A 26,813-nucleotide genomic window follows, 5' to 3' on the forward strand; every position below is an offset into this window, starting at 1 on the left:
GCTCGTCCAACAAACGGTTCAGATCGTCGCTCGCTTCGCTCGGACGATCTAACCTTATTCGTTAGTCGGCGACATCTCTTGGCCGTGAACGGTCACGAGCCGCTCCACGCTGTCGCGTTGCTCCGGCGTGGCCGCTCGGTCGAGCAGATGCTCTTTAGCCACCGACAGCATGCCGCCGGTCCCGCAGGCCGGGTCGTAGATGGAGATATGCCGCTCGGGGACAGGGATATCCAGCAGCTCCACCATCAGCCGGATCACCTCGCGCGGGGTGAAGTGCTCTCCGGCCTCCTCGCCGCTTTGCTCCGAGAAGCGCCGGAGCAGCTCCTCGTAGATGTAGCCCATCTCGAGCGGCGAGAGCTTGTCGGGGCCGAGCTCCAGCTCCTTGTACTGGTTCAGGATCGGGGCGAGCCGGTTGTTCTTGACCATCTGCCCGATGGTGCCACGGTAGTTGAAGTGCTCGATGATGTCGTCGACGTTGGGCGAGAAGCCGTTGATGTAGTCCCGAAAATTCTCTTCGAGGAGGGTGTGGTCTTCCTCGTAGACACTGCGCAGCGTCTTGTCGGTCCGGTTCCAAAACGGAGCGGTGCTGATCTCCAACCCCTTCACCAGCTTGGCGAGCGCGCGCTCGGTCAAGGTGGGCCGGTTGGATAACACCTCGGCCGCCTTGTCGTCCCGCCACTTGATCAGAACGCACTCCAGGCGACGGATGACGATGATCGGCAGAACAATGTTCTGGTACTCGTAAGCCTTGAACTTGCCGCGAAGGCGTTCGGCCGACTTCCAGATGTCGCCTGCGAGATTGTCGAGCTTGGGTTTGTTGAGGGACAGCGACACCGAGATGACCTATGGGGTGGGTTTCGAACAATGGGGTAGAGAACGGGGTGCCGAGGTTCAGGCCCGTCGATCCCAGAGTCCCTCAATTCTGCCAGGTTTCACCTTGCATCGGGGAACGCGATAAAGGACAGAGTGCGTGTCGTTCCTTGGGAGCATCCGGAAACGCGGTATTTCCTGACCAAAGGCACCGAAAGGAGAAATCGTTGAATCGATCCGATCGGACGGACCCGCCCTCGACGCCGGCGGACGGCGATTGCCGCGACGACTTGACAGCGGATAAATCGCGCCATAACCTTAATAACAACGATTCGCATTTGTAAACCGACTCACGCGGAGTGACGGCCATGCCGAGAGAATCCCTGTCCGAGAGCCCGAGTCAACGCGCACAGTCCGCCGCCGCGATGCACGCGGACCTGCCGCGGATCGACAGCAACGCCCTGCTGCGCGGGAACAACCTGTTGTTGATCGATCACGCAGGCGATCGTTACATCCTGAGGATGACGCGAAACAACAAACTGATCTTGACGAAATAGGCGAGCGGGAGAGTCATGCCGAATTGGACCGACGGCGACTCTTCCACCAGAGCGCCAATCCGGTGAGACCTATGATGTAGCCGATGCCGCCGAGGATGTCCTGGAGACGGACCCGATCCTGCGCGGCGACGAGCTGCTCGCGCAACGGGCGAATCTGGCGCGCAACGGCGCGCTCGATCGCCGACTCCAGAGCAGGATCAAGGTCCACAGCCGACCTTCTCGCAGCGGTAGATGCGTCGGGGTCGGCGATGACGGACACGGGGATCTGATCGGGGTTTGCACCGTCGCCGACGACCGTTCCCTGCGAACCGAATCCCGCCGCCAGCTCGGCAGCCGAGACGCGCCACTCGGCTTGGTGGCCATCGCCCGTGATGGCTCGGATCAGATGATCGACGGGGGCCTGCGCGGAGTAAACGAACCTGCCCTCGCCGTCCGGCGCCAGCTCGGCCAGCTTGGCCCCGTCTGCGTCCAGGACCTCGATCCGCGCCCCCGAGGCGGCACCGCCGCCGGCGAAGTAGGCCGATCCACCGATGCGCGGGCCTTCGGCAAAGGCAAAGACCTGAAGCTTATGAGCCAGCGCAGGCGAACCCAGCATCGACAACGCGATGGTGGCGGCAAGGCGAAGGGTGCCGCGTCTCGATGGCATCGCGCTCCGTGCGGATTTCGCCGTCCCATTGCCCGGAACCGCAATCCTCATCAGCGCATCTCTCGCGTATAGATCCAGATCAACGCACCCAGCTCGACCGGAACCTGTTCGCCGTCCGGATTCTTCATCGGCTCATCGCCCTCGAGCAGCGCGGCGAATCCCCACCAGCCGGCTCGGGGCATCGCATAGCTGAAGACGCCGTTCGCATCGGCCTTGATGACCTGCGTGATGTAGGGATCCGCGGGCGGCGTGATCGAACCGTCGTTGCGCCACTCGACCTCGACCTCGGCAAAAGGGACCGGCTTGCCGTCTCGTTTGACGATCCCTTGAAAGAGATTCCCGGCCCAGAGTCCGTAGGGACGAACCAGCGGCTCGATCTCGACCGGCAGACCGACATCCGAGTCCCAACCCTCCTCCGCGCCGAAGGCATCGACGACGACCTTGGTGTAATGGACGATCATTGCCCTCTCGGCCTGCTCCCAGTAAGGCGCGGGCTCCAGATAGAAGACGTAGTCCCCCGGCTGCTTGATCCTGTAGTCGAGACGGTAGGTCCCCTTGCCGTCGATCACCTGCTCCCGGAGGCTCGACTTGAGGTCTTCCCGCCCCCCCGGGCTCAGGACCCCGACCTGAACCGGCTCCCCCATCGCCATCAACGGACCCCCTTCCATGGGATGCGTGAAACGCATCTCCAGCGTCAGCGCGTTGCCGCTCGCGGCGTCGACGATATCCGTCGACGGGATGAGCTCTTGGAAGTGTGCATGTGCAACGGCCGCGCCCATGAGCGCGATCGCGAGAGAGACCCGGATCGGGCGAGATTGGCTGGACAAAGGCGTCATGATGGACTCCGGCGATAGTTTGCGGATCAACGCTCGTCTAAACCGCGCCCCGCGAGATGCACACCCTGAGGTGCTTTCGGCCCCGCCGTCCAGCAACTGGCTGAGCGCGACGCGGTTCAGTAGATTGCTCTTGGACTCATGAAACCGCGTCGACTCCGGCGCTCGTTGATGTCCGCAAGGTGGAATAACCCGACAAGAGGACATGACGCCACCGGACGCTGTTTCATCACGGTTTCATCAAAGCTCCGCCACCAGACGCAGTCCGAAGATCCAGCCCTCGATGTCCTCGCCGCTGTCGTAGGCGTCGGCCATATACTGAACGTCGGCGGTGAGAGCGAGGAAGTCGTTGGCGGCGAAACGGTAGTAGATTTCGGCCACGTTGGTGTTGGCGATCCCGGTGTTGGCGCCGTCGAGGTAGCCGTAGGCGATGCCGACGTTGTCGGCTTCGCGGCCCCAGAGACCGCCGCCGATGTTCAGGCCGCCGGTGTAAAGCCCGCGGTAGTCGAGAATGTCCTCATGATCGGTCCAGCTCATGCGCAGGAAGGCACCGAGACGATCGCCGAGGGCCTGGTCGAAGGACAGCCCGTAGCCCATCAGATCGGTCTTCTCCGGGGTGTCCTCGGCGGCGAGCGGCGACCCGTCCTCGGTCCCTTCCGGCTCCTCGCCGAGGGGCGCGCCCGGCTTGAAGAAGGCCGAGGAGGTGCCGGTGATCACGGCGCGATAGTTGCCTTCGCCGAGTGCGGTATCGAGACGATAGCCGAGCTGTGCGCCCCAGAAATTGTAGTTGTTGCCGTCGTCGTTCTCGCCGATGTTCAATGCCGCGGCGGTGATCTCCCAGTCCCCCAGTGCTAGCTCGAGCGCCGCGCCGGCGTCGTAGGAGGGCAGATTGAAGCCGCCGGAGTTCACGAACGCCTCGTTCATGAACTGGGTGAACTCGTCGTTGGCGTAGGCGTTCTCGTCGAGATAGCCGGTGGAGTCGATGATGCCGAAGGTGGCGCCGAGGGTGGCGTCCTCGCCCAGCGTGAAGGTGTGCTTGTACCAAGCCTGCAGCAGATAGTCGCGGCCGCGCCCGTTGATGTCCTGCAGATCGTCCTCGAGATCGACCGCCCAGGGCGCGAGCACGAAGGGCGAGACGGCGTTCAGGCCGTTGTCCACGGCGAAGCCGAGCAGGGCGTAGAGCTCGTCGCGCTCGCTCGGGCGAAAGCTCATCTCGAGCTGAAACGGCATGCCGCCGCGGCAGGTGTCTCCCTCCAGCGACTGCCCGGCCTCGTCGACCAATCCGCCGAGCCCCTCCTGGCACTGACCCGCCGCGCCCAACACCGCGCCGATCGAGAAGCTGTCGGTGACGTCGTAGGCATTCGCGGAAACGGCGAGAAAGGAGAGCGCAGCGGCGCCGACCAAGCGAATATCCATGCAATGGTTGTCCTTCAATTCAGGAATCCGGGGCTCGGGAGGTTTTGCGATTCGGGGGTCTTGGAACCTGAACCTGGCGGCCAAGGACGATGCCGCAGCCAGATCGTATGAAGGATTGTAAAAAGATATTACGGAGTGTTGTCAAGCATGGGGTTCGGCCCACCACGGAAGCGGCCAACCAGTCGAGGACGCGCGCCGCAGGTTTCCCGTTGACAAGGATCAACCTACCGATTATCTTTAATGCGAACGATTCGCATTAATAAACTATCAGAGAATCGGGTCGGGTATGGGGCTTGCCGAATCAAAAGCCGACCGCTCACGACATGTTCCACTCCGGTTCGATGCGGGACTCCCGTCAGCCAAATTCCGGACGCTTCGTCCGGATCGCCAGCGGGGCATTGTTCGACAACCGCTTGATGCCTCAGGAGACACACCATGCCCGTCGACTCCCCCTTGGTTTCAAACTCCGATCTCTCCCGACTCAAACCGGAGGATCTGGAGCTGCATCTCGGAGAGCTGATTCGCCGTTACGTTCGGCACCGGTCGGCCGATCTGGCCGAACGTGTCGTCGAATACATCGAGGCGCTCTACCTGCATCCGGATCTCGGGCCCGATGCCGAACGGTTTTGTGCCTATCGCCGCCTGGCGCGTCATTGGCGCTGGCTCGCGCAAGAGGCCGCCACCGTCGCGCATTGAGCAGACCTCGCGGGGCGAAACCGCCGACCTTCCCGAATCACTCGAATCACTCTAAGGAGCGCGCAATGCCGCCCTACATCGAGCTTGAGAACATGCCGAGCGCTGCCGTCATACCGGCGCTCTCACCACGCCCTCAACTGGAACAGGGACTCACCGCGCGCAACGTCCACTCCTGGACTGTGTTCCTCGGGGAGCTCGTCGCTGCCGGACGGATCCGGATCGGCACCAGCCTGCCTGCGGTCACATTGGAGCACCACGGCAACTGGCCGGGCATACACATCGAAGACTCATTCGGGATCGCGTCCGGCTGCCGGTTCACGCTTCGAATGGCGCTTGATCGCTGGTCCGAGATCGATCGTTCGAAAATGGATGCCGTCGGCCGAGACCGCCATTCGGATGTCTCCATCCTGGGTCGGGACGGTGCCCCCGTGCTCGATCTCGGTTTCGGCGAGGACCATAACGGGATCGCCTCCGACGTCCCGGCTCGATACGCTGCCAGGTGCCGGACCCCTTCCTGGTCCGAGCCGGCACCGAAGCGCAATGGCGACGCCGAGGCGCTCGATCACGATCCGGCTCGTGGATGGGCGGCGTCGCCGGGCAATGCGGCCGATGTCGTCGATCCCGACGAAGCGATGGGACAACTCCTGCTCAGTCCCGAAAGGCTGCGTGAACGCGGGTGCTTCAGCACCGTGGACGCCGCCCTCGTCCCCTGTTTCCTCGAAGCGCTCGCGGAGCAGGCGCTGCCGATTCGTATCGATACCGGAACCGCGGGGGTCGCTCACAGCCTCGACTGCACATTCTTCTGTCATCGACGCGAGGGCGCATGGCAGACCCTGAAGAGCGACTCGGCCCGCTTTCGAATCGACACATCGAAGATCGACTCGGCTTGGGTGTTGACGGTCTCCCAAGCGGCTCGTGAGCACTCCTCGCTCCGTCTCTACGATACGCGAGGACGATTGCTGGCGAAGATCGGGGCAGTACCCGGATTCGTCGCCATTGAGAATCCGATCTGGCGCACCCTCGTCAACGCGCTTCAAGACTAAACCGCGTCCAGAGCGAAATGCTGACTTTCGAGTCGATTCGACGTTTGGTGCATCCACAGCCCCTAGCGAGGACGCGGTTTAAAATAATATATTTTTTAATATCTTAAATCGCCCCCACTCCAGCGGTCAGCAGGTCTGCAGGGGCCGATCCCATCCAAAAACATCGCATACCGCGCCGGGCGCGGTTTAAGAGGGAGACTCCATGCAGCGGCTTATTTTAGAGGTCGCCGACCAGGCTTCACGACTCGCGATCTATGACTTCGAGAGCCAGGAGCTGCTCGCCGAGGTCGAAGGTGCTTCATGGCATCGCATGTTCGAGGAGCTGCGAATCGGCAACGGGCCGCCCAAACACCCCTGCTGCGCGCGACATTCCGAGGGTCCGACGGATGAAAACATCCAACAGGCCCGACGCGCACAGAGCAAGATCGCGCAGGCCCTCTTCCCGGAAACGGATGGGCTCGCGTCGCCGCCGATCGCACGCTCGCGCTCACTGCGCCCATTGATCTCGGCCACAGCTTCTGCGGCGACAGTGACTGTGCAGCCCGACCCGGCGAGCCGTTTGCCGACCCTGAAATCGACCGGGCGGCGCAAGCTCTGGGATGTCCCGCACAAGTACCATTGCCCGATAATCGGAACCTGTCTCACGGTGGACGAGCTGCGGCGCATCGCCGACCGGACTGCCCAGCGGCCCGATACGCCCTTGTCGGAGTTCGATATCCACGTGAGCTTTGTCGCGGCGGCGGCCGAGAAGAATCCGTTGTCGCTGGCGACACACAAGACACTGGAGAAGAAATTCACCCCGAGCGTTCGGCGCTATGCCAAGGCGCGCGACGCCGACGCGCTCCTGACGCTCTGGCGAGAATCGCTCGACACCGGGGAGGTTCCCGGCGGACTCTGGGCACTCATGACACACCCGCGTGCCGACATCCGGGTCATGACACGGGCATACGAGGAGATCCACATGCTGTCGCATCAGATCGGCGCCGGGCAGCGTGCAGATCTCAAGCGGCTCACCGAGACCCGCACCCAGCTCGAGCAGCTGCAACGCGATTTCGATCGCCTCTACACACGCACCCGTCAACAGGCGGACCTGCGCGAAGCGAGGATCCGCGCGCTCGAGACCGCTCTGGCGAGCCGCGAGAGCGACTATGCCGAGTCTCGTGCGCAGGAACAGGCTCTACGCGAAGAGCTCGACCTGTTGACGGGTCCGCGCCTGAAGGACAGGCTCAAGGCTCTTGCCGATCGCGTCGCAAACCTGGACGCGGAGCGCAAGCGGATCCGCGAGGAGAACAAGAGCCTTCGACACGCAGGCACAATCGCACGACAGGAAGCCGACGCGGCGGAGTGCGCCAGGAGTGCGGCCGAAGCTCAATGCCGGGCGACCGAGCGACTGCTCGAGCATCTTCTGTCGGATCGGTGCGACGGCTGTACGTCGGAGGCGTGCGTTCGGCCCAAGGATCTTGCGGGGCGACTGGTACTCTTTGTCGGCGGGCGCAAACAGCTCGTCGAGCAGTACCGGGCCATGGTGGCGGGCTGCAACGGTCGCTTCGACCACCACGACGGCGGCATGGAGGACAGCCAGCACCGGCTCGAGGCGATGCTGGCCTCGGCCGATATCGTCGTCTGCGCAACCGACTACGTGAGTCACGGCGCCTACTATCGAACCAAACGGTTCTGCAAACGCACCGAGAAGCCGCATGCCCTGCTGGGCAACTCGGGGCTGTCCTCGTTCGCCTTGGCGATCGAGAACTTTGCGGCCTGAAGCGATCGCCCGCCTCGGCGAGCGCCGAGCTGCTCCGGAGGGTTGCCGAATCGGGCGAGGCAGGACGCCTAGCCGCCCGGCGAGTGGTCTCGCGAGTCGAGGCAAGGGCCTCAGGGCATGTGGTCGAGTCCGATCTTCGAGCCGGCTCGGGTGTTGGCATCTCCCGGACGGAGTACCAGCGGGAGAATGACGACGAGCGTGCCGACGAGGAGCAGGATCTCAAGGGCATATACGACATCGTAACCCAGCCCGGGCCACGCAAGGTCTGCTCCGAAATCGCCTCGGTTGGCCATGCCCATGACGACGTCACGCAAGATCCCGCCGGCGGCGAAGGCAACACCCATCGCCGTCGCCTGGACGGCACCCCAGGCACCCAGCGCCAAACCGCTGAACCCGCCCTCGGCGAGCGCCATCGCAGCGGTCAAGGTTGCCACCATGAAGAGGCCTCCACCGAACCCGATCAGCCCGGCACCGGTTCGATAAAGCCAAACCGCATCAAGCGGAGCGGAAAGAATGACCGCAGCAAAGGCGAGGATCCCGATCAGGGCACCGATCGCCGCAATGCGATAGGGCTCGCTACCACGCCCCATCAAGCGCGCGGCCAACACGAAGGCGAGCAATGAACCGGCCGCCCAGATGGCGTTGAGAGCGGTCGTCTGGGAGACGCTGAGCCCGAGGATCTGGCCGCCGTAAGGCTCGAGCAGGATGTCCTGCATCGTGAAACCGAGCGTCCCGAGACCCACGACGACGAGCAATCGGCTCGCTCGACCGCCACGGGTAAAATTCCGCCACGTCTCCATGAAAGGCGGGCGCGGAACCGGATGTGCCGCACGCTGCTGGTCGATCGCCTCCTGCTTCCAGAGGGCGACGACGTTCAGAATAATCGTCGCCAGGGCGACACCCTGAATGACCTGAATCAGCAGCTCGTTGCTGAAGTTGGTGAGCAGCTGCCCGAACAGGAGCGAGCTCCCCGCCCAAGCGGCCAAGAGGGTGACGTAGAGCAATGCCACGACGCGCGGACGCTTCTCCGGCGGCGAGAGATCGGTCGCAAGCGCCAGACCAGCCGTTTGAGTCGTATGGAGTCCGGCACCGACCAGAAGGAAGGCAAGCGCCGCACCCATCTGACCGAGAACATTGAATTGGTTATTGACATCCGCGAGCAGCAGCAGGGCAAACGGCATCATCGCGAATCCCCCGAACTGCATCATGCTTCCGAGCCAGATAAAGGGGATGCGGCGCAGACCAAAAGCGGAATGGTGGTAATCGGAACGATGGCCGATGAGTGCGCGCAGCGGCGCAAAGACAAGCGGCAGCGCAAGCATCAGCCCGACCAACGAAGCGGGAACGGCAAGCTCGACGACCATCACCCGATTCAGGGTTCCTTGCAGCAGCACCATCGCCATGCCGACCGAAACCTGAAACAGGGACAAGCGCAGGATTCGGCGCAGCGGAAAATCGGCCGAAGACACATCGGAAAAAGGCAGTATCCGAGGCAGCAGCTCGCGCCAGGCTTGCGCCCAGGGATCGTCGTTACGACTCATGCCGGGATCAGCTCCACAGGTGATTTAGGCTCGGAAGGAAGAGCGATGTCGTCAAGGCGGGGGATTATCGCACTCGGAGCGTCAATGATCCACCATGCCCGGCAGGACCTCGAGGCGATATGCCCGAGCATGCCCCGTGCGGCTAACTGCAGGGCAAGGAGCTCCCGAAGATGGTGAAGGTGTTTCGACAGGGAAATAGGTTCGGAAGGGGTAGCAATCTCGACCTCGGCCGAAGGTTCACCGAGTATCGCGCTTCCGAAGGACGGGGCTGCGAGGTAGTGACAGCCCGCCCTTCGGCCACGATGGGCGCGCTTTGGAGCGCTGGCCCATCGTTACCGGGACTCATCGAAGAGAGTCCCGCCATGCGCAGGTATCAAGCCCAGCCGAATCCCATCTGGAACACGACGGCGTGCAGCACCAGCGCGATGATCAACAGCATGAAGAAGATCGGCATCAGCCAGGTTGCGGGGTTCAGAACCAGCCATACCTTCCAATCGTCTTCCGGGTTTTTCGGTTTTGCGATTTCGCTCATGATCTTGCTCTCGTCGAAGTCGGGTTAATTAGAACCAAGGATTGGCGGCGATAATGAACAGATGCACCAGCGCGGCAAGGCCGACATACGCGGTGTAGGTGATCTTGAACTGCTCCTGGAATTCCTTCGCTTGTTGTTCGGTCAAACCCGACAAGGATTGCTCGGCCATCGATGTATCTCCGATAGAGAGGTGTAATTAGGGCGCGGCCTCAAGAAGGCGGCAGCCAAGTGTCTTATTGCGCAGGCGCTTCGACAGCGACCGGAGCAGCCGGCGTCCAGGCATTGCCCGGCAGCGAGAAGGCATAGACGTGAACGGCAAGAGCGATAACCAGCAGCGCGGCGAACATCGGGATCAGCCAGGTTGCGGGGTTGAGCACCAGCCAGATGCGATAGTCCTGCTCAAGAGGTTTGTAGTCGAATACGTTCATGGGTCTCTCCTCTTAGAACCAGGGGTTGGCGGCAATGATGAACAGATGCACCAGCGCGGCAAGGCCGACATACGCGGTGTAGGTGATCTTGAACTCTCGTGAAACTCTTTCGCCTGCTGCTCGGTTAAACCCGAAAGGCTTGCTTGCTCAGCCATGGTTTAAGCTCCGTCGTGAGAATGAGTAATTGCGCCGCCGATATCGATCGGGGTGCACATCGCGTGGCACCGACTACCTCCACGAAACACGCTTGCGTTCCTTTGACCCGGAACGTTCGGACTGACTTGCTGCCCGCCCGCGGCTCGGCCTGTGCGAGCTGATATGGCGAGGTATTGGCGATCTTGAAGAACTGGATCTCAGCGTCCTCGCCTTCCCGTTCAATCACGACCAACTCGGTTCCCAGCCCAAGCCCCTGATCGGCAGCGAACTCCAGAGCGAATGCCTCGGGCGTTTCCGCCTCGCCCTTGGCCTCCCAAGATTTGGGCTTATCCGGCCAGGTTCTCTTTGCAGCATATTTCACAGATGTCTTCTCCCGACAGACCGACGTTGAATCCGGAAGGCGCCGCGGATGGGCGTCTCCCCAAAGACTGCGGGGAATTGTATGGCTGGACCCCACGCTTGTCACCGACCCGCCGCGCGGATCGTCGCCGCCGATTTCGGGCGGGGATCCTCGCGCAGGGCCGAGAAGGCACGGAGGGCGCCACCGACGAGAGGGTGTCCGTTCCTAAACCGCGCCCGGCGCGGTATGCGATGTCTTTGGACGGGATCGGCCTCGGCAGACGTGACGACTCTTGGAGCCGGCGCGGTTTAAGGCATTAGAAAATGTTAAATGTTAAACCGCGTCTTACCGAGACCGAGGACGTCTCCAGAACCAAATGCAAAATGGAAACGGCGCATGTCGCTCCGGACGCGGTTTAGGCGCCCCGGAACACCCGCGAAGAATCCGGTTCCGCTTAGGCCGGACCGCTTAAGCCGGACCGACGTCGTGCATCTGAGATTGGAGGTAGTTCTCGAGCCCTACCCGCTCGATCAAGCCCAATTGTTGCTCGAGCCAGTCGGCATGGTCCTCCTCGGTGTCTCTGAGAAGTTGGAGCAGAACGGTACGGGTTTGGAAATCCTTGTGCTGCTCGCAACAGGCGATGGCCTCCTTCAACGCGGCTGCGACCTCGTACTCGACCTGGAGATCGTTGGCCAACATCTCCGGCACACTCGAGCCGACGTGCAGACCGTCGCGCTGGCTCAGATCGGGCGTCGCCTCCAAGAAGAGCATGCGCCGGATCAACAGCGAGGCGTGCTCCTTCTCTTCCGTCGCCTCGTGCTCGATACGCGCGAACAGCTTGGCGAAACCCCAATCCTCGTACATGAGCGAGTGGATGAAATACTGATCGATCGCAGCCAGCTCGTTGGAGAGCAGGCGCTGAAGATGGGCGATGACTTCAGGGTTACCTTTCATGTTTGGGTCTCCGGGGCTGCGGTGGTCAGATGGCCGACTCGAGATAGTTGGGCAGTCCGACGCTCTCGATCAGCGACAGTTGGGTTTCGATCCAGTCGATCCGCTCCTCGCTCGACTCCTGGATCTCTTCGAGATGGTGCCGGCTCACGAAATCGCCCTGCTGCTCGCAGTGGGCGATGGCGTCGGCAAGTGCTGCGCGGTAACGCAGCTCCATCGTAAGATTGCCGTGCAGGATCTCTGGAACATCCTCTCCGATCAGTAGCTTGCCGAGATCTTGGAGGTTCGGCAACCCTTCCAGGAAGAGGACGCGCTCGACGATCTTGTCGGCCTCTTTCATGGTCTCGATCGAGGCGTGATAAATCCGTTCCTCCAGCCTCTTGAAGCCCCAGTTGCCGAGCATCCGCGCGTGCAGGAAATACTGATTGATTGCGGTCAGCGCTTCCTTGAGCACCGCGTTGTGATGCTGATTGACGGAGGGTTGGGATTTCATCTGAGCTCGACCTTTAATCGATGAATGAAGAGGTGCCAAAAGACATCTTGACACAAATACGAATCATTCCTATCCTTTTTTTACCAACGAGAGTCACGGGGAAGTCTCATGTACGTGTGCGTTTGCCAAGCCGTAACCGAGCGCCAGATCATCGCGGCGGCGGAGCGAGGGACGGAACGACTCGCCGATCTGAGGAAAGAGTTAGGCGTACCGGGCGACTGCGGTCGCTGCGGGAGCTGCGCGAGAGCATTGTTGCGCAAGGTGATCGAGAGCCGCCGATCGGGATCCGGCACAGCCGCTGCTTTCTCGTGATCCCGACGACCGTCCAACCTTGCGCTTAGAGTGCTTCTCACCCCATGCCAAACACCGACCCCTCGCACCCGCTTCAGACTCGACCGCGTAGCGAACGCTTATGGGTCGCTCTGACGCGAATCGGCCGCGCTCTGCCGCCGAGTCGGAGACAGCAGCGATGGTTGCTGATGAAGCGGTTTGTTCAAAACGATCGCGAGCAGGAGCGCAATTAGCCGCGCCAGGGAGGAGGTAACGTCGAATCGCCTCGCTTCAAGGGCTCGGCGCCGAAACCGAAGATCTCCGACGCTGCGAGGGCCGCAAACGGCACGACGTCAGGGAAGTCTGCGATGCGTGGACAGACGCAGCTTCGCCGCGTTGACCGACGGGGAATACCGGCGCAGCGCGCGCCGCACCGGAATTGCCGTTTTATCCAGTGACGGCGACGCGATCGCGTCGCCGTTCGCCGACAACCTCGCCCCCGAAACCGGGTCCAGAGTGCAATGGGGCACTTTCATCTTGTGTCGGACTCGAGGATTTGTCCGATTTTCGTAGTGACGCGGTTTAGAATTCAACAATTTTCAATCTGTTAAACCGCGCCAGCTCCGACACCTGTCGGAGCTGGCGCGGCCAAGCCGATCCAACAAACAACGCATACCGCGCCGGGCGCGGCTTAGTTCGAAACGGGTAACGCCGAGAGATCGGGCCGCGGCGTCTCCGCCGTCTCTACAGGCAGGATCGGATATTCGATCGTCGGCTGCTCCCCGGTCAACGCGTGCAGGAAGGCGACGATCCGAGCCGCCTCTTCATCCGAGATCTCGGTTCCGAGCTGCGCGGTTCCCATCAGCGCGACGGCCGCCCCCAGATCCCAAACCGCACCCGAATGGAAATACGGCGCCGTCAGAGCGATGTTCCGAAGCGGTCCGGCACGAAAGACGTACTCGTCGGACACCGTATTGGTGACCTGGAAACGGCCCTTGTCGCCCGGCGGAAGGATATCGGCACCCGGCTTCGTGATAAGACCGAACGGGAAGTAGTCTTGCCCCCCGAAGTTGACGCCGGAGTGGCAGGCGCTGCAGCCCTTCTCGATGTAGAGATCGAGACCCTGCTTCTGCTCGTCCGTCATGGCCGCGTCGTTGCCCTCGATCCAATCATCGAAGGGCGATCCGGGCGTGACCAAGGTCACCTCGAACGCCTCGATCGCCTTGGCCATGTTGTCGAAGGTCACGGGGTCGGGCTCGTTCGGGAACGCCTTGGTAAAGCGCTCGACATATTCGGGGATGCTCTTGAGCGTCACGACGACGTTTTCCGGCTTGTTCGCCATCTCCACTCCGGCCTGAACCGGCCCCTTGGCCTGGGCCTTCAGGTCCTCGGCCCGACCGTCCCAGAACTGCGCCGCGTTGAACACGGCATTCAGCACGGTCGGTGAATTCCTCGGGCCGGTTTGCCAGCCGTGACCGACCGACGTCGGGAGGTTGTCGTCGCCGCCCATGCCGAGGTTGTGACAGGTGTTGCAGCTGATGACCCCGCTTGCCGAAAGACGCGGATCCATGAACAACATACGTCCGAGATCGATCTTCTCCCGCGTCACGGGATTGCCGGCCACCTCGGGCACGCCTGCGGGGATCGGGAGAAGTCCCGCGGATTTCGCCTTCTCGCGCAGAGCCGAATCGTCCGCCGCAACCAGGGTCGCAACGAACCCCATCGAAACGGCCAAGGCGATCATTGTCTTCTTCATCGTGAATGTCCTCTCCAGGGTTTAGAGTCGCCGGGGGGCGCGTCGCCATTGTGGATCTCGGGGCATTTGCCGCAATCGATCGCAACCAAGGGCGGACTGACCCGACTCGGCCGGCGTTCCGGCCGTTTGTCGCGGCAACGTCGACGATCGCCTCTCGGGGCTTGGAACGGCCCCGTCGGGGCTCGGCACCGAGACCGTGATCGCGCTCCGAACGCGGTACTCGGGGCCAACGTCGTCTTTTTCGCTCCGCGTCGCGGCGGAGTCTAACGCCATTGCGGTAGGCGACAAAGTCGGACGCCGGTCCGACGTCGGCCCGAACCATCTCATCACCCACAACCAAATCGCGTTATCATCCCGCCGCTGCACCCCGAGTCGAAGACACCTCGACTCTCGCTTGCGCACGATGTCCAGGCGCGGTCTCGATCTCGAATCGGTCGTCTTCGGGGGACCGGGTCGTACCGCCTCTTCAATCATCAAATCCCGGCCGCATTCAAAGCCTCCTTCGGTGGCGGCCAACCCGGCCACGACGTCCGACGAGCCCCGTGAGACATTCGAGCAACATCCTCATCCCCGTGCTGATCGCCCTCTTGACGGTTGCGGCGTGGGCCCTGCTCAACCGGCCGGCGGAGGAGCCGCCTTGGCCCAATCGCATCCAAGGCTTCTCGTTCGCACCCATGCGTGCGCACAACGATCCGGCGTTCAAGAACTTTCCGACCGTCGAGGAGATCGACGAAGACCTGGCCCTCCTGCAGGGTACCGTCCACGCCGTACGCACCTACACCGTGGAAAGCACGCTCGCGGCAATCCCGCGCTTGGCCGCGGCGCGCGGCCTGAATGTGACGCTCGGCGCCTGGATCGGGTCGGACTCAGACGCCAACGAGGTCGAGCTCGCCCGTTTGGGCGAGATACTGAGCAAGGGTTATCGGAATCTCGTTCGTGTGATGGTCGGCAACGAGGCGATCCTCCGTGAGGACGTCTCCGTCGCCGAGCTGACCGCCTACCTGGACCGTGTCCGCAAGATGACCTGGCTGCCGGTGAGCACGGCGGAGCCGTGGCATGTCTGGTTGAAACATCCCGAGCTCGCGGAACACGTGGATTTCATCACCGTCCACTTGCTGCCCTACTGGGAAGGCGTCCCCGTCGACGACGCCGTAGACTATGCTGTCAGCCGCTTCAACGAAGTGAAAAAAGCCTTTCCGACCAAAGATGTCATCATCGGAGAGGTCGGCTGGCCGAGCAATGGTCGGCGCAATCGGGGTGCCGAGGCGTCGCTGACAAATCAAACGCGGTTTCTGCGCCGCTTCCTTGCGCATGCCGAGCAGGCAGGCTACGTCTACTACGTCATGGAGGCCTTCGACCAGACCTGGAAGGCCAGGATCGAAGGTGCGACAGGCGCCTACTGGGGTGTCTACAACACCGACCGAGAGCCCAAGTTCGTCTTCACTCAACCGGTGGTGCGCATCCCGCACTGGCAAGAGCTTGCCGGTCTCTCGGTCGTCATGGGCATCCTGCTCCTGGTCTTTCTTTATCGGGACAGCTCGAGCCTCTCAAGCAAAGGCAAGGGCTTTCTCGCGCTTGTGATGTACGGCATCTCGACCGCGGCGGTCTGGATCGTCTACGACTACACCCGGCTCTACATGACGCCGGCTACGGCCATCGTCGGCATCCTGCTGCTCGTCGGCGGGGTCGGCGTGATCGTCCTGATCATGGCCGAGACGCACGAATGGGCGGAGGCGTTGTGGCTGCGGCGGTGGCGGCGGCCGTTCCCCTTGCGCTCGGTACCGGACGAGGAGCTGCCGTTCGTCTCCATCCACGTGCCCGCCTACAACGAGCCGCCCGAGCTCCTGATCGAAACGTTGGACGCCTTGGCTGGGTTGGACTATCCCGGGTACGAGGTCTTGGTGATCGACAACAATACCAAGGATCCCGCCGTCTGGGAGCCGGTCGAGGCACATTGCCGGCATCTGAATGAAACCGACGGCCAGCACTTCCGATTCTTCCATGTGGATCCGCTCGCGGGCTACAAGGCCGGCGCTCTGAACTATGCGCTGCGCGAGACCGACCCGCGTGCCGAGGTCATCGCCGTCATCGACGCGGACTATAGCGTGCAGCCGCTCTGGCTGAGGCACCTGGTGCCCGCCTTCCAAGACCGCGAGATCGCCATCGTGCAGGCCCCGCAGGACTATCGCGACGCCGATCAGAATGCCTTCAAAGCCATGTGCATGGCCGAATATCGGGGCTTCTTCCACATCGGCATGGTCACCCGCAACGAGCGCAACGCCATCATCCAGCACGGCACCATGACCATGATCCGCCGCCCGACGCTCGATGCGGTCGGCGGCTGGGCCGAGTGGTGTATCACGGAAGACGCAGAGCTCGGGCTGCGACTCTTCGAGGCCGGCCACAAGGCGCTCTATATCCCCTGCACCTACGGGCGCGGCCTGATGCCCGATACCTTCGCCGACTTCAAGAAGCAGCGTTACCGCTGGGCCTACGGAGCGGTGCGCACCCTCAAGCACCACCGCCGCGAGCTTTTGGGGATCCGCAAGACCACCCTCTCGGCGGGCCAACGCTATCACTTTGTCGCCGGCTGGCTGCCTTGGTTTGCGGACGGCTTCAACCTCCTGTTCAACTTTGCGGCACTGGCGTGGTCAGTCGCGATGGTTATGTTTCCTCTTCAGGTCACGCCCCCTTACCTGACGGTCGCCGTGGTGCCTTTGGTATTGTTCGGATTCAAGATGTCGAAGAGCTTCCTGCTCTATCGGCGCCGGGTCACCGCCACGCTTCGCCAGAGCTTCGCCGCCGGCTTGGCCGGACTCGCCCTTTCGCACACCATCGCCCGCGCCGTCTTCGGCGGTTTATCCTCGGGGGGACTCGGTTTCTTCAGAACCCCCAAGCTCGCGCAGGCCCCCGCCTTTATAAGAGCGCTGGCCGATGCGCGCGAAGAAGGTCTTTTTGTCATCGCCTTCTGGCTTGCGGCCGGCCTCGTCATGCTCCGAGACGACGCCTACATGCTGGACGTACGAGTCTGGGTCGCAGTCTTGATCGTCCAATCGATCCCTTATCTGGCGGCCGTCGTGGTGTCCTTGATCAGCGCGGCGACGACCTTGCCGGCAAGCCTGGTAGGGCCAATGCCGGCGATGACGGGCGCGGGATCGACCGCCAAGATCGAGACCGGACGATAGAGCAGGCGTTCGACCAACGGCGGGGTGAGCTTTCGGGCTTCTCCGTCGCTGGCCGCCTGCCTTCACCCTTCACCCTTCAGCGGTTCGATCTGTTGGCAATGTGCGCGTTCCACCTCCACCTGCCTGAGCGCAAACGTCCGTTCCCATCCGAAAACATCGCATATCGCGCCGGGCGCCGTTAGCCGACTCCGCTTCCGCCCTCCACTTATCCGAGCAACAGCAGACCGGGATCGAAGAGCGACTCGGGTTTTCCCTAACATTAGGGTTTACCCTATAGGTGATTTCCCCTATACTCGCGGCCAGGTTATCAACTGACCGGCATCCGATGCGGCCACAGCTGCATGAGCCGGCCGATTCAAACTGGTTTGCCTTATGAATAAAACGCTGATCTTCGCCTCTCTCGGGGTGTTTCTTCTTGTCTCCGGTCCCGATGCCGAGGCTCGCGTGAAGCCCGGATTCGAGCAAAAGGGCATCGCGTCGTACTACCACGACAGCCTGCATGGCCGGAAGACCGCGAGCGGTGCGATCTACAACAAGAACATCCCCAGCGCAGCACACAAGACCCTACCCCTCGGCAGCAAGGTCCGCGTGACCGACACCAAGACCGGCAAGAGCATCGTCGTGAAGGTCAACGACCGCGGTCCCTTCGTGAAAGGCCGCATCATCGATCTCTCCCGCAGCGCCGCACGCGAGCTGGGGATGATCAAGAAAGGGCTGGCGAAGGTCGAGGTCGAGGTCCTGAGCGTACCCAAGCCAAGCGGCTCCTGATCCAATCGCGTCCGCCGCGTCACTCCCAACGAAACAACCAGGCCGCCAAGGTCAGGAAGAGGAGCGCGAGACCGGCCAGTAAGCCGATTTGGGGAAGCACCTGCAAGACGCCGGCGCCGTCGATCATGACCGCCCTCGCAGCGTCCACGACATGGGTCAGCGGCAGGAAACCGGACAGGATTTGGGCCGCGCCGCTGGCCCCCTCCATCGAGAACCACACGCCCGACAGCAGCAGCATCGGCCAGGAAATGAGGTTGAGCAGACCGTCTGCGACCTCCTCCGTGCGCAGGCGTGACGAGACGATCAGCCCGAGGCTGATCAGACAGAGCGCGCCGGCTACATAGACCAGCAGCAGCGCAAGGTAGGAGCCGCGCATCGGGAAGTCCAGCAGAAGACTGGCCCCGATATAGACCACGAGGCTCGCACCCAGAACCACCAGCAGGCGCGAGAACACCTGCGCGGTCAGAAACTCCCAAGGACTCAGCGGCGTTGCCTTCAAGCGACGCAGCACGCCGTTCTTACGGTAGCGAACGATCACCCAACCGACGCCCCAAAGACTGGAGAACATGATGTTCATCGCCAGCACACCGGGCAGCACCCAGTCGACATAACGCAAGGCGGCACCGCTCACGGCCATTCGCTGCGGGGTCGCCCCCGCGGATGCGCCCTGATCGCCGTCCGATCGAATACCGAGACCTTGCGCGCCGAGCAAGAGACGCTCGACGAGGTAGCCGTTGGCCGAATCCGAATTCACCCAATAGCGCGGTGACTCGTTCGGATCCACCAGAAGATCCAGCTGATGGCGCTCCACCTTCCCGATCGCCGCAGCCGGATCCGTCACCGGGATAAACTGGATGTGGCGGGTCTCCAGGAAGGGGAAGGCCGCGGCCGCCAGCTCGGCGCCGTCCGAGATCACGCCGACCTTGAAGACATCTCGCGAGGTGTCGGTGAAGATGAAGGCAAAGGCCAGCACCATCATGATCGGCATCAGGATATTCCACGACAGCCCGGCCCGATCGCGATAAAACTCGCGGTTACGCGCGATAAGGATGGTCAGGATACGGCGCCACATGAGATGTTCCGGGTGTTTAAACCGCGTCCAGAGCGAGACGCTGACTTTCGAGTGAGCTCGACGTTTAACGCATCCACGGCCATTCGTGGGGACGCGGTTTAAAATGATATCTTTTTAATGCCTTAAACCGCGCCGTCTGCTGCGGTCGTCGAGTCTGACCGAGCCAATCCCATTGAAAAATATCGCGTACCGTGCCGAGCGCGGTTTAAGAGCGCAGATCATGTCCGGTCAGTTTCAGAAAGAGATCCTCCAGATTCGGCGTCGCCACCCGCAGATCCGTTAGATCGGCGCCGATGCGTTCGATCTCGGCCAACATCGGCGGGACCTCTTCGGCAAAGATCTCGATCCGACCGTCGCGCCGATCCGCACCCGCCGGCAGTGCGACACCGCTCGGCCATGCCGTCTCGGGCAGGCGGATGACGGTGGCCGGGAAATGATCCCGCACCAAACGTGCGGGCTGACCCTCGGCGATGATGCGTCCGTGGTCGACGATCGCGATCCGATCGCAGAGCCGCTCGGCCTCTTCCATATAATGCGTGGTCAGAACGATGGTCTTGCCGCGCCGGCGCACGGTCTCGATCAGGCCCCAAAAGTTGCGTCTCGACTGCGGATCCAGACCGGTTGTCGGCTCGTCGAGAAACACCAGATCCGGGTCGTTGACCAAGGCGATGGCCAGCAGCAGGCGCTGGCGTTGGCCGCCCGAGAGCTTACGCGTATCCCGATCCAGGATCTCCGCGAGATTGCAGAGCCGGATGAGCTCCTCGCGGTCCGCGGTGCGTCGATAGAGGGTCGCGAACATCGCGAGCGACTCGCGAACCGTCTGAAAGTCCTGCAGCGCGGTCGCCTGAAACTGGATGCCCACCGATTCGCGATAGGCGCGATCCAGCGGCCGACCACGATAAAGTACAGTGCCCGAGGTCGGAGTCTGGATCCCCTCGAGCATCTCCAAGGTCGTCGTCTTTCCGGCCCCGTTCGGACCCAAGAGGCCGAAACACTGACCGGCTTCGACACGAAAACCGATACCGTCCACGGCGCGCACGCCAGGATAGACCCGGACCAAATCATGGGCTTCGAGCAGGCTGTTCACAGGCGCAGAGTATACGCCGTTCGTCCCGGACACGGCGGGAAGAGAGCGGACCCCGTCGGACGCCACCTCCGAGCGCATGTCTCCGGCCGAACCAGCGTCGCATCGACCTGGAGCAAGGCGCTCGCCGCCCTCATCGTCATGCTCATGCCCGTGCTCATGCCCGTGCTCATGCCCGTGCTCATGCTTAGTGCCTGCGCCTCGCCCGACATCATCGAATCAAACCGCCCGAGCCAGCGCTCGCCCGAGCTCGGCTCCGACCATGCGTGGATGGACGACGGCTATCGTCTGCCCTTGCGTGTCTGGACCGGCGCCGAGCCGCCGCAAACGATCGTGCTCGGACTGCATGGCTTCAACGACTACGCGAACGCCTTCGCGCCCTTGGGTCGGGCCCTTGCCGCCGCGGGGATCACAACCTACGCGGTCGACCAGCGGGGCTTCGGTGCCGCCGCCTTGCCCGGTCGTTGGCACGGCAGCGAGCGTCTCGCCGCGGATTTGCGCAACCTCGTCGGTCTGCTGCGTGCGCGCCACCCCGGTGCCCGTCTCTATGTCGCGGGCGAGAGCATGGGCGGTGCGGTCATCCTGACGGCAACGGCACAGGGGCCGCTGGCGGTCGACGGTGTCATCCTGATCGCTCCCGCCGTCTGGTCGCGCGACACCATGCCCTGGTATCAACGCCTCGCCCTGGACGGTGCCGTACACACGCTGCCTTGGCTGAAGCTGACCGGCGAAGGTATCCGTCTGCGCCCGTCCGACCACATCGAGATGTTGCAGGCTATGGGCGCAGACCCGTTCGTCATCAAGGCGACCCGGGTCGATGCACTCTGGGGGATCACCGACCTGATGGATCGGGCGCAAGCCGCAGCTGGCCGGCTGCAGACCCCTGCACTGCTTTTATACGGCGAGCATGACGAGATCATCCCCAAACATGCCTTTTGCCGATTTCTGGCGAAACTACCCGAGACGGATCCGGGTCTGACCTTCGTTCTGTACGAGCACGGCTGGCACATGCTCCCGCGCGACCGCCAAGGTACTCGCGTACGCGCAGACATCGCCGCCTGGCTCGAGGATCCGACGATCCCTCTGCCGTCGGGCGAAGCGACAAGCCTGCGCGGCCCTCGGGCGAGCGCATTTTGCGGCGACTCCGGGCTGCGCTGACGCTCGTGCAGGCACGGCCCGCGACAGGGAGGTGACCGCGACCCGAAGCTCAACATCCGGTTCGGCGGCGAAAAGTTGCGCCTCGCACGGCTCGGCACAACCTACGACTGAACCGAGAGTCGTTACTGACACGAGCCGCGCCGGGGACATATCATCACCGGCGAAACAGACCGATAAGAAACCAATCACCACCTCGATTATTCCGAGCGGAGATCCACTATGGCCTTCACACGTCGTCGCTTTACCCAAACCATGATCGGCGCACTCGGCGTCGCAATGCTGCCGCTGCGCCCCGCCGCCGCCAACCTGGTCGAGGGTCGCGACTGGCGCGCCGTCTCGCCGCCGCAGCCCGGCGCGGCTCCCGACAAGATCGAGGTCCTGGAGTTCTTCTCCTACGGGTGCCCGCACTGCATGGACCTGAACCCGGTCATCAAGCCTTGGGCCGCCAAGCTGCCGGAGGACGTGACCTTCCGCCGCATCCCGGTGACCTTCGGCCGGGCCGCGTGGTCCAATCTCGCCCGACTCTTCTATGCGCTGGAATACAGCGGCGACCTGGATCGACTCGACCAATCGATCTTCGAGGCGCTGCATCACGACCGGACCAAGCTCTTCACGGAGAAGGATGTCCTCGCATGGGTCGCGAGCAAGGGCATCGACGTCGCAACCTTCGAGCCCCTGTTTAACTCCTTCGCGGTCGAGGCTCAGATCAAACGCGGCGACACCCTGGTCGAGCGTTATCGCGTCGATGCGGTGCCCATGATCACCGTCGGCGGTCGCTATGTGGTGGTGGGCCAGCAGGCCAAGGGCTTCCCCGACATGCTCGCGATCGCCGATGATCTGATCCTGATGGCACGCGAGCAGACCGCGCAGAGTTGACCGAAACGCCGCACCTGATCGTTCTGCCTGGCGCCGAACAAACGGGGATCTCCTCGAGGTGACGCCGTGACCGACGCCCCGGAGCCCTCTCGATCGGGGCACAAATTCAAGGGGGAGGAATCTGCCTTGACGGTTGCCGAGACGGCTCGGCCGAACACCGAGCGCGTCTCGACCGGACTAGCCGGTTTGGACTGCGTCCTCGATGGTCTGCGTACCGGCGACAACGTCGTCTGGCGAGTCGACGACATCGAGGACTACCGCGGCTTCGTCGAACCCTTCGCAATCCGGGCGGTCGCGGGCGGGCGCGCCGTCGTCTATCTGCGCTTCGGCCGCCATCCACCCCTGGTCGCCCCGGGACCCGGCATCACGATCGTCTCGATCGACGCCCTGCGCGGCTTCGAGGCCTTTACCCGCCGTGTCTATCAGTTGATCACCGACTATGGCCGCGGCGCCTTCTACGTCTTCGACTGCCTTTCCGACCTGCTCTGCGCCTGGGCCACCGACCTGATGGTCGGCAACCTCTTCCAGGTCATCTGTCCCTATCTCTATCGGCTCGATACCGTCGCCTATTTCGGGCTCCTCTCGCGGGATCACTGTCATGCGACGATCGCGCGCATCCGCGAGACCACGCGCGTCATGATCGACGTCCGACGCGCGGACAACGCCTGCTACGTGCAGCCCGTGAAGGTGTGCGAGCGCCAATCGCCGACCATGTTCCTGCCGCACGCACACGAGGGCGAGACCTTCCGCCCGGTGATCGACAGCAGCGCGGCGACCCGCCTCTATGCCGATCTCGCGCGCCGTCACAGCCGGACCGCACACCGGCAGCTCGATTATTGGGACCATCTTTTTCTGGATGCCGCACAAGCCATGAACGGGACCGACGACGCCGAGCGCCGCCGCGAGGTGCTCGAGCGGCTCTATCCGGTCCTGATCAGCCGCGACGCGCGCATCATCGCACTCGCCCGCCGCTATCTCGATCTGCCGGACCTGATCGAGATCCGTGCGCGGATGATCGGCAGCGGCTATATCGGCGGCAAGGCGGTCGGGATGCTGCTTGCCCGGCGGATCCTGCTCGAGAACGACCCCGAGCGCTGGGGCCGACATCTCGAGCCGCACGACTCCTTCTTCGTCGGCGCGGACGTCTACTACTCCTACCTGGTGCACAACGGCTGGTGGCCCAGGATCATGCGCCAGCGCACCGTGGCCGGCTATTTCAGCGAGGCCCGGTCACTCCACGAGGAGATGCGCGGCGGCCAACTCCCCGAGGAGGTCCGCGCACAGTTGGAGCGCATGCTCGACGACTTCGGCCAGTATCCGATCCTGGTCCGCTCGAGCAGCCTGCTCGAGGACGGCTTCGGCAACGCCTTTGCCGGCAAATACGAGAGCCTCTTCCTGGTCAATCAAGGTTCGCCCGAACAACGCCTCGAGCAACTGGAGTCCGCAATCTGCCGCGTCTTCGCGAGCACCATGAGCGAGGACGCACTGACCTATCGGCACCAACGCGGGCTGGCCGACCTCGAGGAGCCGATGGCCCTATTGTTGCAGCGCGTCTGCGGGCGCTATCACGGGCGCTGGTATTTCCCGGATGCCGCCGGCGTGGGCGTCTCGCGCAACACCTTCGTCTGGGACGAATCCATGGACCCGAGCGCCGGCATGGTCCGTCTGGTGATGGGGCTCGGCACGCGTGCGGTCGACCGCATCGAGGGTGATCACGCCTGCGTGGTGGCGCTGGACCAGCCCCACAAACGCCCCTTCCGAGATCGCGAGGACGCCGCACGCTTCTCGCAACACGATGTCGACGTGCTCGATATCTGCGACAACCGCCCGCGCACGCTCGCCCTGCGTCATCTGACCGAAGCGGCGCAACTGCCGCTGCGCTGGTGCGGCGAGATCGACCGCGAGGCCACGCAACGCGCGCGCGAGCTCACCGGTGCCCCGCCGGTCTGGCGACTGACCTTCACGCCACTGCTGCGAGAGACCGCCTTCGTCCCCCTGATGCAGCAGCTGCTCAGGACGCTCGAAACCGCCTACGCCTATCCTGTCGACGTCGAATTCACCGTGCATCTCGCCGCCGACGGAACGCCCTCCTTCAGCTTGGTCCAGTGCCGCCCGCTGCAAACGCTCGGCCTGAGCCCGCGCGTCGAGCTGCCGCGCAAGGTGCCGAGTCGGCGACTCTTCTTCGCCACCGACGGACACTTCATGGGCGGGAACATCGACCAACCCGTCGCCCGCGTCATTCAGGTCGAGGGTGCGCGTTACAGCGCCCTGACGCGCGTTCGGAAGTTCGCCGTCGCCCGGCTGGTCGGACAGCTCAACCGTCGGATCAGCGATCGCGATGCCTGCCCCACGCTGCTGATCGGACCCGGCCGCTGGGGCACCAGCACACCCGAGCTGGGCGTACCGATCCGCTTCGCCGACATCAGCCGCGTCGCCGTCATCGTCGAGGTTGCCGACCTCGGCGACGGCATGGAGCCGGATCTCTCCTTCGGATCGCACTTCTTCCAGGACCTCGTCGAGTCGCGGATCGCCTATGTCGCGCTCTTTCCGACCCGCAACAAGGCGCGCTACAACCCCGGCTGGCTCAGCGCCCTGCCGGCGTCGGCGCGCCTCCCCCTCGACCTCGAAGACCCGCCGGACGAGGCCGTCGCACAGGCACTCACGGTCTACGACGTGCGCGAGACCGGCCTGCGCGTCGTCGCGGATGTCTTGCGCCAGCGGTTGTTCTGTTATCAGGCGCGGGAGTGAGCGTCTCTGTCGTCGGCGCGGCCTTGGGCCTTGTGCGGCGACGCCGACTCGAGTCGGCTCTTCGCTGGACCGGTCATCGGTGCCGGAAACACCTCGCGGTTGGAGTGTGGGCGGACATCGTTTCTAATCAGGCCTCCACATGATGACCTTCAGGCTCCGACCATGCGAACCATTTAATACATTAAACTGTTCCAGCTCAGACAGTTATCGGACGTGACGCAGCCGAGCGAAGCCAACAAACGACGCATACCGCACCGTGCGCAGTTTAGATCAACCCCATCGCCGACATGGCGTGCCCGACCTTCAGGAAGCCGGCGATATTGGCCCCGACCACATAGTTGCCGGGGGCGCCGAACTCCTCGCTGGTTTCATGGCAGCGACGATGGATGGCCACCATGATGGTCTTCAGCCGCTGCTCGGTGTAATCGAAGGTCCAGGAATCGCGGCTCGCGTTCTGCTGCATCTCGAGCGCGCTGGTCGCAACCCCGCCGGCATTGGCGGCCTTGCCCGGTCCGAACGCGATGCCGGCATCCTGAAAGACCCGAATGCCCTCGGGCGTGGTCGGCATGTTGGCGCCTTCGGCGACCGCGATACAGCCTTGCTCGATCAGCGTTTTGGCATCCTTGGCGGTCAGCTCGTTCTGGGTCGCGCAGGGCAGCGCCACCTGGCAGGGGATGGACCAGATGCAGCCGTTCTCGAGATAGGTCGCGCTCGTCTTCTCCTGGACATAGGCGGTGAGACGTCGGCGCTCGACCTCCTTGATCTGCTTGAGCAGACCCAGATCGATCCCGTCTCGATCAACCACCACCCCGTTTGAATCCGAGCAGGCAATGACCCGGGCGCCGAGCGCCTTGGCCTTTTCGATGGCATAGATGGCCACGTTGCCGGAACCCGAAACCACGCAGGTCTTGCCGACGAGCGAATCGCCCCGGATCTTGAGCATCTCCTCAAGGAAATAGATCGTCCCGAAGCCGGTCGCCTCGCGACGGGCACGGCTGCCGCCCCAGCTCAACCCCTTCCCGGTCAGGACACCGGACTCGTAGCGGTTGGTGATGCGCTTGTACTGACCGAAGAGATAGCCGACCTCGCGTTCACCGACACCGATGTCGCCCGCCGGTACGTCGGTGTGATCGCCGATATGACGATACAGCTCGGTCATGAGACTCTGGCAGAAGCGCATGATCTCGCAGTCGGACTTGCCCTTGGGGTCGAAGTCGCTGCCGCCCTTACCGCCGCCGATCGGCAGTCCGGTGAGCGCATTCTTGAAGATCTGCTCGAAGCCGAGAAACTTGATGATCCCCAAGTAAACGGACGGGTGGAACCGCATGCCGCCCTTGTAGGGACCGAGCGCGCTGTTGAACTCGACCCTGAAGGCGCGGTTGATCTGAATCTGTCCGCGATCGTCCTGCCAGGGCACACGAAAGATGATCTGACGCTCCGGCTCGCAGATGCGCTGGATCATCTTCTGCTCGGCGAATTCGGGGTATTTCACCAACACGGGACCGAGTGTCTCGAGCACCTCGCGCACCGCCTGATGGAACTCGGTCTCGCCGGGATTGCGGCGCAAGACATCCTGATAGATGGGCTCCAGCTTCTCGTCGAGACCTGCGACCATGGTGAGTGCTCCGAAACCGCTCCTGTCGACCGATCGACCGGCAGGCGTCCGACGTCAGGTGATGCGCGATAGGACCG

At 63.1% G+C, this 26,813-nt stretch carries 26 protein-coding genes and 1 pseudogene; 10 read left to right on the plus strand and 17 right to left on the minus strand.

Going from position 1 to position 26,813, the window contains the following annotated elements:
• Positions 1-54 precede the first annotated feature (54 nt).
• Complete coding sequence (locus THIMADRAFT_RS20290) at positions 55-834, minus strand: type I restriction-modification system subunit M (protein ID WP_007194978.1); 780 nt, start codon at positions 832-834, stop codon at positions 55-57.
• 344 nt (positions 835-1,178) lie between these two features.
• On the opposite strand from THIMADRAFT_RS20290, the gene hemP reads away from it, so the two are divergent.
• A complete protein-coding gene (gene hemP / locus THIMADRAFT_RS20295) occupies positions 1,179-1,367 on the plus strand; it encodes a hemin uptake protein HemP (protein ID WP_007194979.1) in 189 nt (62 codons plus the stop codon).
• A 13-nt stretch (positions 1,368-1,380) separates the two neighbouring features.
• On the opposite strand, the gene THIMADRAFT_RS20300 is transcribed toward hemP, so the two are convergent.
• The 3 genes from THIMADRAFT_RS20300 to THIMADRAFT_RS20310 all read right to left on the minus strand — a co-directional run bounded on the left by THIMADRAFT_RS20300 (position 1,381) and on the right by THIMADRAFT_RS20310 (position 4,262).
• A complete protein-coding gene (locus THIMADRAFT_RS20300; protein WP_007194980.1) occupies positions 1,381-2,013 on the minus strand; it encodes a hypothetical protein in 633 nt (210 codons plus the stop codon).
• A 50-nt stretch (positions 2,014-2,063) separates the two neighbouring features.
• On the minus strand, positions 2,064-2,849 hold the full coding sequence (locus THIMADRAFT_RS20305) for a DUF4198 domain-containing protein (RefSeq protein WP_007194981.1): 786 nt from the start codon (positions 2,847-2,849) through the stop codon (positions 2,064-2,066).
• Between the two features lie 237 nt (positions 2,850-3,086).
• Positions 3,087-4,262, minus strand: a complete 1,176-nt coding sequence (locus tag THIMADRAFT_RS20310) for a carbohydrate porin (protein ID WP_007194982.1) — start codon at positions 4,260-4,262, stop codon at positions 3,087-3,089.
• Between the two features lie 435 nt (positions 4,263-4,697).
• On the opposite strand from THIMADRAFT_RS20310, the gene THIMADRAFT_RS20315 reads away from it, so the two are divergent.
• The 3 genes from THIMADRAFT_RS20315 (at position 4,698) to THIMADRAFT_RS20325 (ending at position 7,763) form a co-directional block, all read left to right on the plus strand.
• Positions 4,698-4,958, plus strand: a complete 261-nt coding sequence (locus THIMADRAFT_RS20315) for a hypothetical protein (protein ID WP_007194983.1) — start codon at positions 4,698-4,700, stop codon at positions 4,956-4,958.
• Positions 4,959-5,023: 65 nt separating this feature from the next.
• Positions 5,024-6,001 carry a hypothetical protein gene (locus THIMADRAFT_RS20320; RefSeq protein WP_007194984.1) on the plus strand — a complete coding sequence of 326 codons (978 nt, stop codon included), beginning with the start codon at positions 5,024-5,026 and terminating at the stop codon, positions 5,999-6,001.
• Positions 6,002-6,203: 202 nt separating this feature from the next.
• Complete coding sequence (locus tag THIMADRAFT_RS20325) at positions 6,204-7,763, plus strand: DUF2325 domain-containing protein (RefSeq protein WP_007194985.1); 1,560 nt, start codon at positions 6,204-6,206, stop codon at positions 7,761-7,763.
• A 110-nt stretch (positions 7,764-7,873) separates the two neighbouring features.
• Here THIMADRAFT_RS20325 and THIMADRAFT_RS20330 read toward each other — a convergent pair whose 3' ends face one another.
• The 8 genes and pseudogenes from THIMADRAFT_RS20330 to bfr (THIMADRAFT_RS20355) form a co-directional block, all read right to left on the minus strand.
• Positions 7,874-9,304, minus strand: a complete 1,431-nt coding sequence (locus THIMADRAFT_RS20330; protein WP_007194986.1) for a BCD family MFS transporter — start codon at positions 9,302-9,304, stop codon at positions 7,874-7,876.
• A 373-nt stretch (positions 9,305-9,677) separates the two neighbouring features.
• Entirely contained in the window at positions 9,678-9,836 is a 159-nt protein-coding gene (gene pufA / locus THIMADRAFT_RS25915) for a light-harvesting antenna LH1, alpha subunit (RefSeq protein ID WP_007194987.1), read from the minus strand.
• Positions 9,837-9,864: 28 nt separating this feature from the next.
• The gene (locus THIMADRAFT_RS20335) at positions 9,865-10,005 is read right to left on the minus strand and encodes a light-harvesting protein (RefSeq protein ID WP_007194988.1); all 141 of its coding nucleotides are present in this window, start codon (positions 10,003-10,005) and stop codon (positions 9,865-9,867) included.
• A 64-nt stretch (positions 10,006-10,069) separates the two neighbouring features.
• Complete coding sequence (gene pufA, locus THIMADRAFT_RS20340; protein ID WP_007194989.1) at positions 10,070-10,264, minus strand: light-harvesting antenna LH1, alpha subunit; 195 nt, start codon at positions 10,262-10,264, stop codon at positions 10,070-10,072.
• Between the two features lie 12 nt (positions 10,265-10,276).
• Positions 10,277-10,419, minus strand: a pseudogene (locus THIMADRAFT_RS28060) (light-harvesting protein).
• Positions 10,389-10,781, minus strand: a complete 393-nt coding sequence (locus tag THIMADRAFT_RS24995) for a hypothetical protein (RefSeq protein ID WP_007194990.1) — start codon at positions 10,779-10,781, stop codon at positions 10,389-10,391. The pseudogene THIMADRAFT_RS28060 and the gene THIMADRAFT_RS24995 overlap by 31 nt, the downstream one beginning before the upstream one ends.
• 447 nt (positions 10,782-11,228) lie before the next feature.
• Positions 11,229-11,714, minus strand: coding sequence for a bacterioferritin (gene bfr / locus THIMADRAFT_RS20350; protein ID WP_007194991.1), 486 nt, complete (start codon positions 11,712-11,714; stop codon positions 11,229-11,231).
• Positions 11,715-11,739: 25 nt separating this feature from the next.
• A complete protein-coding gene (gene bfr / locus THIMADRAFT_RS20355; protein WP_007194992.1) occupies positions 11,740-12,204 on the minus strand; it encodes a bacterioferritin in 465 nt (154 codons plus the stop codon).
• Positions 12,205-12,312: 108 nt separating this feature from the next.
• Between bfr (THIMADRAFT_RS20355) and THIMADRAFT_RS25925 the strand changes: the two genes are divergently transcribed.
• Positions 12,313-12,516, plus strand: a complete 204-nt coding sequence (locus THIMADRAFT_RS25925) for a (2Fe-2S)-binding protein (protein WP_083829340.1) — start codon at positions 12,313-12,315, stop codon at positions 12,514-12,516.
• Positions 12,517-12,827: 311 nt separating this feature from the next.
• Here the strand turns inward: THIMADRAFT_RS25925 and THIMADRAFT_RS28065 are convergent, their stop codons facing one another.
• Together THIMADRAFT_RS28065 and THIMADRAFT_RS20360 are read right to left on the minus strand one after the other, a co-directional pair.
• Positions 12,828-13,010, minus strand: a complete 183-nt coding sequence (locus tag THIMADRAFT_RS28065; RefSeq protein WP_139052928.1) for a hypothetical protein — start codon at positions 13,008-13,010, stop codon at positions 12,828-12,830.
• A 155-nt stretch (positions 13,011-13,165) separates the two neighbouring features.
• Entirely contained in the window at positions 13,166-14,230 is a 1,065-nt protein-coding gene (locus THIMADRAFT_RS20360) for a cytochrome-c peroxidase (protein ID WP_007194993.1), read from the minus strand.
• A 542-nt stretch (positions 14,231-14,772) separates the two neighbouring features.
• On the opposite strand from THIMADRAFT_RS20360, the gene THIMADRAFT_RS20365 reads away from it, so the two are divergent.
• Both THIMADRAFT_RS20365 and THIMADRAFT_RS20370 read left to right on the plus strand, forming a co-directional pair.
• Positions 14,773-17,415, plus strand: a complete 2,643-nt coding sequence (locus tag THIMADRAFT_RS20365) for a glycosyltransferase family 2 protein (RefSeq protein WP_007194994.1) — start codon at positions 14,773-14,775, stop codon at positions 17,413-17,415.
• A 372-nt stretch (positions 17,416-17,787) separates the two neighbouring features.
• Positions 17,788-18,183: a septal ring lytic transglycosylase RlpA family protein gene (locus THIMADRAFT_RS20370; protein ID WP_007194995.1), complete on the plus strand. Its 396-nt coding sequence runs from the start codon at positions 17,788-17,790 to the stop codon at positions 18,181-18,183.
• Positions 18,184-18,202: 19 nt separating this feature from the next.
• Here the strand turns inward: THIMADRAFT_RS20370 and THIMADRAFT_RS20375 are convergent, their stop codons facing one another.
• Positions 18,203-19,255: an ABC transporter permease gene (locus THIMADRAFT_RS20375; protein WP_007194996.1), complete on the minus strand. Its 1,053-nt coding sequence runs from the start codon at positions 19,253-19,255 to the stop codon at positions 18,203-18,205.
• Between the two features lie 205 nt (positions 19,256-19,460).
• Positions 19,461-20,342: an ABC transporter ATP-binding protein gene (locus THIMADRAFT_RS20380; RefSeq protein WP_040733158.1), complete on the minus strand. Its 882-nt coding sequence runs from the start codon at positions 20,340-20,342 to the stop codon at positions 19,461-19,463.
• Between THIMADRAFT_RS20380 and THIMADRAFT_RS20385 the strand changes: the two genes are divergently transcribed.
• The 3 genes from THIMADRAFT_RS20385 (at position 20,319) to THIMADRAFT_RS20395 (ending at position 25,121) form a co-directional block, all read left to right on the plus strand.
• Positions 20,319-21,497, plus strand: coding sequence for an alpha/beta hydrolase (locus THIMADRAFT_RS20385; RefSeq protein ID WP_233490308.1), 1,179 nt, complete (start codon positions 20,319-20,321; stop codon positions 21,495-21,497). The two genes, THIMADRAFT_RS20380 and THIMADRAFT_RS20385, sit on opposite strands and share 24 nt — an antisense overlap.
• Positions 21,498-21,716: 219 nt before the next feature.
• Positions 21,717-22,373, plus strand: coding sequence for a thiol:disulfide interchange protein DsbA/DsbL (locus tag THIMADRAFT_RS20390; protein ID WP_007194999.1), 657 nt, complete (start codon positions 21,717-21,719; stop codon positions 22,371-22,373).
• A gap of 126 nt (positions 22,374-22,499) precedes the next feature.
• Positions 22,500-25,121, plus strand: coding sequence for a PEP/pyruvate-binding domain-containing protein (locus THIMADRAFT_RS20395; protein ID WP_040733161.1), 2,622 nt, complete (start codon positions 22,500-22,502; stop codon positions 25,119-25,121).
• A gap of 265 nt (positions 25,122-25,386) precedes the next feature.
• Here the strand turns inward: THIMADRAFT_RS20395 and gdhA are convergent, their stop codons facing one another.
• The gene (gene gdhA / locus THIMADRAFT_RS20400) at positions 25,387-26,736 is read right to left on the minus strand and encodes an NADP-specific glutamate dehydrogenase (RefSeq protein ID WP_007195001.1); all 1,350 of its coding nucleotides are present in this window, start codon (positions 26,734-26,736) and stop codon (positions 25,387-25,389) included.
• Positions 26,737-26,813: the final 77 nt, after the last annotated feature.

It is taken from the genome of Thiocapsa marina 5811 (genome assembly GCF_000223985.1).
Classification (GTDB): Bacteria; Pseudomonadota; Gammaproteobacteria; order Chromatiales; family Chromatiaceae; genus Thiocapsa; species Thiocapsa marina.